At 69.3% G+C, this 8,432-nt stretch carries 8 protein-coding genes; 3 read left to right on the top strand and 5 right to left on the bottom strand.

All coding sequences use genetic code 11. The features are described 5' to 3' along the window. Positions 1-270: 270 nt before the first annotated feature. The 3 genes from D0D37_RS44965 to D0D37_RS47255 all read right to left on the bottom strand — a co-directional run bounded on the left by D0D37_RS44965 (position 271) and on the right by D0D37_RS47255 (position 2,660). Positions 271-1,203, bottom strand: coding sequence for a lytic transglycosylase domain-containing protein (locus tag D0D37_RS44965; RefSeq protein WP_208720557.1), 933 nt, complete (start codon positions 1,201-1,203; stop codon positions 271-273). A 466-nt stretch (positions 1,204-1,669) separates the two neighbouring features. Continuing rightward, the gene (locus D0D37_RS44960; protein ID WP_116206671.1) at positions 1,670-2,152 is read right to left on the bottom strand and encodes a helix-turn-helix transcriptional regulator; all 483 of its coding nucleotides are present in this window, start codon (positions 2,150-2,152) and stop codon (positions 1,670-1,672) included. A 340-nt stretch (positions 2,153-2,492) separates the two neighbouring features. Beyond that, positions 2,493-2,660 (bottom strand): hypothetical protein, encoded by a 168-nt coding sequence (locus tag D0D37_RS47255; RefSeq protein WP_167493656.1) that lies wholly within the window; start codon positions 2,658-2,660, stop codon positions 2,493-2,495. Positions 2,661-2,855: 195 nt separating this feature from the next. On the opposite strand from D0D37_RS47255, the gene D0D37_RS44955 reads away from it, so the two are divergent. Continuing rightward, positions 2,856-3,377, top strand: coding sequence for a GNAT family N-acetyltransferase (locus tag D0D37_RS44955; RefSeq protein ID WP_116206673.1), 522 nt, complete (start codon positions 2,856-2,858; stop codon positions 3,375-3,377). A gap of 32 nt (positions 3,378-3,409) precedes the next feature. Here D0D37_RS44955 and D0D37_RS44950 read toward each other — a convergent pair whose 3' ends face one another. Together D0D37_RS44950 and D0D37_RS44945 are read right to left on the bottom strand one after the other, a co-directional pair. Further along, entirely contained in the window at positions 3,410-4,552 is a 1,143-nt protein-coding gene (locus tag D0D37_RS44950; protein ID WP_116206672.1) for a CaiB/BaiF CoA transferase family protein, read from the bottom strand. Positions 4,553-4,578: 26 nt separating this feature from the next. Beyond that, positions 4,579-5,730: an acyl-CoA dehydrogenase family protein gene (locus D0D37_RS44945; protein ID WP_116206670.1), complete on the bottom strand. Its 1,152-nt coding sequence runs from the start codon at positions 5,728-5,730 to the stop codon at positions 4,579-4,581. Between the two features lie 98 nt (positions 5,731-5,828). Here D0D37_RS44945 and D0D37_RS44940 point away from each other — a divergent pair, with 98 nt between their 5' ends. Together D0D37_RS44940 and D0D37_RS44935 are read left to right on the top strand one after the other, a co-directional pair. Further along, positions 5,829-6,437 carry a TetR/AcrR family transcriptional regulator gene (locus D0D37_RS44940; protein ID WP_067595111.1) on the top strand — a complete coding sequence of 203 codons (609 nt, stop codon included), beginning with the start codon at positions 5,829-5,831 and terminating at the stop codon, positions 6,435-6,437. 67 nt (positions 6,438-6,504) lie between these two features. Next, positions 6,505-8,115, top strand: coding sequence for a succinic semialdehyde dehydrogenase (locus tag D0D37_RS44935; RefSeq protein WP_116206669.1), 1,611 nt, complete (start codon positions 6,505-6,507; stop codon positions 8,113-8,115). Positions 8,116-8,432: the final 317 nt, after the last annotated feature.

The raw sequence follows: 8,432 nt of genomic DNA, 5'->3' as shown, positions 1-8,432 counted from the left end.
GCTACCCCTACCGAGGCAAAACCCGGCAGCCGACCAGCAACAAAACCAGCTACCAGGTCCACCCCGCACCAGCCACCACACCCACCACGACAGCACAACCCAGAGCAGCCTAAGTTCCTGGCATTGAATCTAAGTACGGGAAGGAGCCCTTCACGAACCGGTGGCGGGTCGTGAAGGGAACCCTGAGGGACTCAGAGTCCGTGAAGGTTCCCCTCACGGACCGCGGTCGGGGAGCAGCGCGGAGTGCGCGAGGTACCAGCGGGGCGGGGGTCAGCCCGCTTGGACCTTCTGCGCGGCCTTCGCGTAGCCGTCGGCCAGGCCGAAGACCTTCTGCGCGTACTCCGTCGAGTTGTTGTACGACAGGATCCCCGCCCACCAACCGGAGGGGCTGGCCATGTCGCGGCCGCCCGCGCACAGGTAGCGGGCGGCGGTGAGGGCGGCGTCGTCGATCTGCTGCGGGTCGGCGCGGCCGTCGCCGGTGGCGTCGGACGCCCATTTCCGCCAGGTGCTCGGGATGAACTGCATGGGGCCGACCGCGCGGTCGGCGACCGGGTCGCCGTCGAGCTGGCCGCCGTCGGTGTCGCTGATCGCGCGGACGCCGGAGGAACCGTCGAGCGGGACGCCGATGATCGGCTTCGACGGGCGGCCGTCCGCGCCGAGGACCGCTCCGCCGTACTGGCCGTGGTTGGACTCGATGCGGCCGATGCCGGCGAGCGTCGCCCAGGAGATGTGGCAGCCGCGGTCGACCTCGCGCATCGCGAGTTCCGCGTTGCCGTACGCGCGCACCGCCCGGGCCGGGATGCCGGTGGCCGGCGCGACCTTGTCCGCCCAGCCCTGCAGCGGGTCGCCGCCGGTCGGGCGAACCGACTGCGGTGCCGTGCCCTGGTCCGCCGCCCCGCCCGCGGCGACGGCGCTGACCGGCGCGATCGAACCGGGCTTGACGTCGACCGCCTTGACGCTCAGCGCCGGGATGTCGGTGGTGGTGGGACTGGCCTCCGGGGCGGACGCCCTGGTGACGATCCAGACCCCGCCGCCCGCGACCGAGAGGACCGCGACGACGACAGCGAGCCGCACCGCGAGCGCGGCACCGTGGCCGCGGCGAGCGGGCGAGGGGGCGGCAGCGGGAGCCGCGGTCTCGTCCCCGGTCTGCGCGGTGTCGGGGGTCTGTCCGGTGGCGGGCACGAAACTCCGGTCCTCCAGCATGGCTTGGGGGTTCGCAACACTCAACGAGCCCGCGCAGGTTAGCGTTACGCACGCATCGCCAGTTCCCCCGCCACGCCGGTTCACCCAGCCGGGTAATCCGGGTTCCGGCTGGTGGACGGTTGCCGCCGCACAAACACCAGGAGCCCCACGCCGAAGTGGGTTGGCCGACCGGCCGCGCGGTCCCGCCAAGCAAGCATTCGCCGAGCTTCGACCGCTGCTGCGGTGTGCGGCCTCAGCCAGGCAACACCGTCAGATAAAGACGTCCGCCGCATGCGGCTTCCGGCACTCCTGGGCAAGAAGTGCTTCCACCGCACCGCGACGGCCGCTTCGCCGTGTTGCCTGGCCGATTCACCGACCAGGCAACACAGCTGCCAAACAGGCTTTTTTTCGCCGCGCGAGACGCGCGAACCATCTCAGAAGAGGTCAGACCAGCCGCCCGGTCCATCACGGGCGGTCCGGCGGACTGTCAAGCAGGCTTCTGCTGCCGCGCCAGCCGCGCGACGCACCAGGCGGGCGCACTGCCGCGACGGAGGTGCTGCAACACCGTCATCGGGCCGAGCCGCCGCGCGAGGTCGGACGGCGCGAGACCGGCCGCCCGGTAGTCCAGAGCCCGCTGGTCGAGCGGGCTGATTCCGGCGTCCCACCACTGCTGCGCTTCGGCGACGTCGCCGACCATCTGCCACCAGCCGGCGGCGGCGACGAGCAGTTCTTCCGGGACCTCCGGCAGCCGGGCGCGCATCGCGTCGAGGTAGCCGGGATCGGCGGCCTCGACCGGTGCCCAGCGGGCGGGTCCGGACCGGGCGCGCTGGCCGGGAATGCCGGGCGGAGCGGCGGGCGCGTCGGCCAGCCAGGCCGAGGCGATGCGGTCGACCTCCTGCTCCTCCGGGGTCTTCTCGCGCTCGGCCGACCACTGCCGGATCAACGCTTCCACTCCGGGATCTCCGGTCATCCCTGCCTCCTCATCGGTCCCCGACGGGCAGGCATTCGACCTGCCTGCCCCGTTGCGCGTCCACGACTGGCACCCCACGCGTGACCGGGCCGAATACCCGCCGTGACCCGGTTCCCGGGGGACCGGAGAACCGGCTGATCACGCAATGTGAGCACCGTAGGGCGGCACCGGCTTTCTCCGCCATACCCCGGACCCCGGAAATTCCGTGACCAGGCGGTTTCAGGGGCCAATCCACCCGGATGGTCGAGCGAAGTGCCCGAATCCCGGGATCCGGTGACGATGCGTGACTAGGTGGCCGGACGGGCGCGCGGAGGCAGCCCGGCGGCGGGGAAAGCCCGGGTCAGGCGAAGAGGCTCTTGAAGAAGGTGACGATCGCTTCGGCGCCGTCCTTGAGCCAGCCGAGCACGCGGTGCACGAAGGCCGCGGAGCTGGTGGGCTGCGTGATCAGGAAGAACAGCACGAGCGCGACCACTCCGATGACGACGATCTTCTTCAGGCCGCTCGACATGTCTTCGTCCCCTCCGCTCACCCGGCGTCCGGTCGGACGGCCGGCCCCGCCTCGGCAGAGTCGGCTCCCACTGTAATGACGACGCGCCGGAATGGCCCGTCGCAGGCCCCCGATCCAGCCGGAAGCTCACGACCGGGTGACCCCGGCCACCAACGGGTGATCAAGTCCCGGACGGCGCCCCGGTACGCTCCGCCGATGGACGACGGCGCAGTGACTCTCCGCCCGGTGCGCGAGTCCGACCTGGGCCTGCTGGAGGCGCTGACCAACGACCCGGAGACGGTCGGCGAGCACCAGTGGTTCGGCTGGCACGACCCCGGCTACATCCGGCGGCTCTGGCGCGACAACGGCATGCTGACCACCGACAACGGCATGCTCGTCCCGACGCTCGACGAACGCCCGCTCGGGCTCGTGTCGTGGCATCGCACGCGGACCGGCCCGCACACCTACTGCTGGAACATCGGCATGGTCCTGCTGCCGGAGGCGCGCGGGCACGGCCTCGGCGCGCAGGCGCAGCGGGAGCTTGTGCGCTACCTGTTCGCGCACACGCAGTTCAACCGCGTCGAGGCCAGCACGGAGGTCGGCAACCGGGCCGGGCAGCGGTCGCTGGAGAAGGCCGGGTTCACCCGCGAGGGAGTGCTGCGCGGGTTCGACTTCCGCGACGGCGAGTGGCGCGATCACATCCTCTACTCGGTGATCCGTTCCGATCTGCCGTCGTGAGTGTTGATCACGGTTAGAACCGTGATCAACACTCACGACACCGCACCCGCCTCCCGCAGCGCCGAGACCCCGGCCTCGTCGTAACCCAGCTCCGCCAGCACTTCCGCGGTGTCCGAGCCCTTCTCGTGCGGCGCTTCCGGCGTGGCAGCGGGCGTCCGGTCGAACCGCGGCGCCGGCGCGGGCTGCACCGTGCCGCCGATGTCCACGAACGTTCCGCGCGCCGCGTTCTGCGGATGCTCCGCGGCCTCCCACGGCGACAGCACCGCGGTGAGACACGCGTCGGTGCCTTCCGCCCGCGCGACCAGTTCGTCGCGCGTGAACCGGCCGACCGCCTCCTCCAGGATCTTGCGCAACCGCGGCCACTGGCTCTGGTCGACGTGCATCGGCAGGTCTTCGTTCTCCAGCCCGAGCACCTTCACCAGGTCAGCCCAGAACCGCATCTCGATCGCGCCGATGGCGACGTACTTGCCGTCCGCGGTCTCGTAGGTGTCGTAGAACGGGGCACCGCCGTCGAGGAGGTTTTCGCCGCGCTCCCCCGGCCACACGCCTGCCGCGCGCATTCCGTGCAGGCTCGTGGTCAGCAGCGCCGCGCCTTCCACCATCGACGCGTCCACGACCTGGCCGCGCCCGGACGTCGTGCGCTCGTGCAGCGCGGCCAGCACGCCCATCGCGAGCATCAGGCCGCCTCCGCCGAAGTCGCCGACCAGGTTGAGCGGCGGCACCGGGCGTTCGCCTGCCCGGCCGATCGGGTCGAGCGCACCGGCGACGCCGATGTAGTTGATGTCGTGCCCGGCCGCCGACGCGAGGGGACCGTCCTGGCCCCAGCCGGTCATCCGGCCGTACACGAGCCGCGGGTTGCGTGCGTGCACCTGCTCCGGGCCGATGCCCATCCGCTCCGCGACGCCCGGCCGGAAGCCTTCGATCAGCACGTCGGCGCTTTCGGCCAGCTTCAGCACCAATTCGACGCCCTCGGGCGTTTTCGTGTTCACGCCGACTGAGCGCCGTCCGCGGGAGAGCGGGTCGTTCGGGATGCCGAGCACGTCGGCGCCGGGGGTGGCGCGGTCGACGCGGATCACGTCGGCGCCGAGGTCGGCCAGGATCATGCAGGCGAACGGAGCCGGCGCGAGCCCGGCCAGCTCCACCACCCGCAGCCCGGCGAGCGGACCTTGTTTCACAGCGAAGTCCTTTCGCAGCAACAGGTTCAGAGCGTGCGGGAGATGATTTCCTTCATAATCTCGCTGGTTCCGCCGAAGATCCGCGAAATCCGCACGTCCGCCCAGGCTCGCGCGATCGGGTACTCGGTCATGTAGCCGTATCCGCCGAAGAGCTGCAGGCAGTCGTCGACGACCTTGTTCACCCGCTCGGTGGTCCACAGCTTCGCCATCGCCGCGCCCTGCACGTCGAGTTCGCCGCGCAGGTGCCGTTCGATGCACTGGTCGAGGAACGCGCGCGACACCGCGGCTTCCGTCGCCGCCTCGGCGAGCTTGAACTTCGTGTTCTGGAAGTTGAAGATCGGACGGCCGAACGCCGTGCGCTCCTTGGTGTAGTCGATGGTCAGGTTCACCGCTGCTTCCAGCCCGGCGACCGCGGTCACGGCGATGATCAGCCGTTCCTGCGGCAGTTGCAGCATCAGCTGGATGAAGCCCTGGCCCTCGGCGTCGCCGAGCAGGTTCGCGGCGGGCACGCGGACGTCGTCGAAGAACAGCTCGGCGGTGTCCTGCCCCTTGAGCCCGACCTTGTCGAGCACGCGGCCGCGGCGGAAGCCCGGGGTGTCGGTCTCGACCACGATCAGGGACACGCCCTGCGCGCCGGCGTCCGGGTCGGTCTTGCACGCGACCACGACGAGGTCGGAGTGGAAACCGTTGGTAATGAAGGTTTTCGCGCCATTGATCACGTAGTGGTCGCCGTCGCGGACCGCACGGGTCTTGATGTTCTGAAGGTCTGAACCAGTGCCCGGCTCGGTCATCGCGACCGCGCCGACCATCTCTCCGGTGGCCATCTTCGGCAGCCACTCGCGCTTCTTTTCCTCCGACGCGTACGCCAGGATGTAGTGCGCCACGATTCCACTGTGGACGGTTACGCCCCACGCGCTGTCGCCGGCGCGAGCCTGCTCCTCGTAAAGCACGGCTTCGTGCGCGAAGGTGCCGCCGCCCCCGCCGTACTCCTCCGGGATCGACAGGCACAGCAGGCCGAGTTCGCCCGCCTTGGTCCAGATCTCGCGGTCGAGCTTCTTCTCCGCCGCCCAGCGCTCCTGGTTCGGCACGAATTCCTTCTGCAGGAACGACCGGGAGAGTTCCCGGAGGTCCTCGAGTTCGGTGGTGCTCCACGAGCTCTTCTGGGTCTGCAACGGCACGGCTGGGCCTCCCGCGAACTGGAAAACATGACGCTTGGCAGGTAAGTTCTGAGCGGAATGTACATCCCATCCGTCCGGTACGTAAAGCAGGAGCCGCGATGACTGAGGTCGCCCGGGGACACCGCACCCAGGCCGAACGCCGCGAGCAGACGCGCACCGCCCTGCTGGACGCGACGATCGACTGCCTGGTCGACATCGGGTATTCGCGGGCGTCGGTGCAGGAGATCTGCACCCGCGCGGGCGTCTCGAAGGGCGCGGTACAGCACTACTTCGCCACGAAGGCGGAGCTGATGGCCGCCGCGGTCGAGCACCTGACCACCAAGCTGCGCACCCAGCTCGCCGCCTCGCTCGGCTCGCTGCCGGGCGGCGCGTCCGGCGTCGCGGCCGCGATCGACCTGCTGTGGGAGGGCTACTCGGGCACGCTGTCCACCGCGGTCACCGAGCTGTGGGTCGCCGCCCGCACCGACCCGGAACTGCGCGCGGCCATCCGTCCGGTCGACCGCGCACTGGGCCGGGCGACACTGGAGCACATCAGCGAAGTCGCCGGCGACCTGCCGAAAGAACGCGCCGAGATGCTGTTCTGGCTCACCGTGAACCTCACCCGAGGACTGGCCCTGGACGCCGAACTGGGCGGCGATCCGCGTCGGCGCCGTCAGCTGCTGGAAGAGTGGAAGCGGATCGCCGTGCTGCTGTATTCGGGCGACTAGTTTCCATACCGCCGGTATGGTGTACTCGTCGGTAACACCCGGCCCCGCACGGAAGAAGGTGCGCTCGATGACGAGTACGACCCCGGCGAACCTCACCGGCCAGCCCCTGCCCGCAACCGTCGGCGGGGTAGTAGGCGCCCCGTCCGCGGCCCGCGCGGCAGCGCTGACCGCCCGCGTGACCGGCGGCGCCGACAACGCGCCAGTGCAGATGACCGCGCCCTTCACCGGACAGCCGATCACCTCGCTCCCCCAGGCCGACGACGCCGAAGTACGCGCCGCCTTCGCCTCCGCCCGGGATGCTCAGCGCGAGTGGGCCGCACTGCCGGTGACCCGGCGGCAACAGTTCCTCCTGCGACTGCACGACCTGGTTCTTGCGCGCCAAGCAGAAGTCCTCGACCTGGTCCAGGTAGAAGCCGGAAAAGCCCGAATCGACGCGTTCGACGAGGTCAGCGCCACCGTGCTGGTCGCGGCCTACTACGGCAAACACAGCGCGAAAATCCTCTCGCCGCGCCGCGCACCCGGCGTGATCCCAGGTCTGACCCGCGCCGGAGAACTACGGCATGCCAAGGGTGTCGTCGGAATCATCTCCCCCTGGAACTACCCGCTGGCACTGACCGCGATGGACGTCTTCCCCGCACTCGTCGCTGGGAACGCAGTGGTGCAGAAACCAGACAACCAAACCGCGCTGTCCGCACTGTGGCTTCAGGAAGTGGCCGAGGAAGCCGGACTGCCCGCAGGCCTGTGGCAGATCGTGCTGGGCCGAGGCTCGCAAATCGGCGACGCGCTGCTGGAAGAATGCGACTACCTCTGCTTCACCGGCTCCACCCCCACCGGCAAGGACCTGGCAGGCCGGATCGCGCAACGCCTCACCAGCTACTCGCTGGAACTGGGCGGCAAAAACCCGATGATCGTGCTGCCGGACGCAGACATTGCCAAGGCCGCAGCAGGCGCGGTCACGGCATGCTTCTCGTCAGCGGGCCAGCTCTGCGTGTCGGTGGAGCGGATCTACGTGCACGACAGCATCCGCGAAGAGTTCACCCGCGAATTCGTGGCGCGAACCGCAGCGTTGCGCCTGGGCGGTTCGCTGGACTACCACGCCGGAATGGGCTCGCTGACCTCGCAGAGCCAACTGGAAACGGTGTCCGCACACGTGGAAGACGCCCGAACGAAGGGCGCACAGGTACTGACCGGCGGCCGCCCCCGCCCAGATCTCGGACCGCTGTTCTACGAGCCAACGATCCTGACGAACGTGCGCCCCGGAATGACGCCGTTCGCCTCCGAAACGTTCGGACCGGTGGTCTCGATCTACGGTTTCACCGACGTCACGGACGCGATCGAACGAGCGAACGACACCCCGTTCGGCCTGAACGCAAGCGTATGGACGCGAAGGGGCCGAGCAGGCTGGGAAGTAGGCGCCCGGCTGAAGGCCGGAACGGTCAACGTGAACGAGGGCTACGCAGCCACCTTCGGAACAGTCGGCGTCCCCATGGGCGGCATGAAGGAATCCGGTGCCGGACGCCGCAACGGCGCAGAAGGCCTGCTGAAGTACACGGAACCACAGTCAATCGCCGTGCAGCGAGGAATGGGATTGCGCCCACCAAAGGGAGTGCCGGGATCCCTGTGGGCCAAATTCATGACGCTGAGCATGAAACTGCTGCGCCACCTACCCGGCCGATAAACCATCCGTGAGGGCCACCTTCACGGACTCTGATTCCCTCAGAGTTCCCCTCACGACCAGCGCAAGTCCGTGAGGGGCCCCTTCACGGACTCAGATTCCAATGCCAGGGACTTAAGGCAGCACTGTAGGTGCGGTTCGAAGTGTGCCTGTCCTGGTCGTGGGGGTGGGCGAGGCCGGCACAGGGTTTGCCGTCCGTGAGGGGAACCCTGAGGGACTCTGAGTCCCTCAGGGTTCCCCTCACGGACGCGCGGAAGCGGCTAAGTGGGCATAGGTCGGGCATTTCGGCGGAAGTGACGTCCTTTGTGGACGGTAGGTAG

It is taken from the genome of Amycolatopsis circi, from assembly GCF_003385235.1.
In the GTDB taxonomy this organism is placed as follows: Bacteria; Actinomycetota; Actinomycetes; order Mycobacteriales; family Pseudonocardiaceae; genus Amycolatopsis; species Amycolatopsis circi.
Note: the sequence above shows the minus strand (reverse complement) of the source record. Positions and strands in the feature narration are given on the sequence as shown.

What these genes read in the sequence shown, in the direction of transcription:
- D0D37_RS47255 (WP_167493656.1), bottom strand. Translation starts at nt 2,660, where the DNA reads ATGTCGAGCGGCCTGAAGAAGATCGTCGTCATCGGAGTGGTCGCGCTC.
- D0D37_RS44955 (WP_116206673.1), top strand. Translation starts at nt 2,856, where the DNA reads ATGGACGACGGCGCAGTGACTCTCCGCCCGGTGCGCGAGTCCGACCTG.
- D0D37_RS44940 (WP_067595111.1), top strand. Translation starts at nt 5,829, where the DNA reads ATGACTGAGGTCGCCCGGGGACACCGCACCCAGGCCGAACGCCGCGAG.
- D0D37_RS44935 (WP_116206669.1), top strand. Translation starts at nt 6,505, where the DNA reads ATGACGAGTACGACCCCGGCGAACCTCACCGGCCAGCCCCTGCCCGCA.
- D0D37_RS44960 (WP_116206671.1), bottom strand. Translation starts at nt 2,152, where the DNA reads ATGACCGGAGATCCCGGAGTGGAAGCGTTGATCCGGCAGTGGTCGGCC.
- D0D37_RS44965 (WP_208720557.1), bottom strand. Translation starts at nt 1,203, where the DNA reads ATGCTGGAGGACCGGAGTTTCGTGCCCGCCACCGGACAGACCCCCGAC.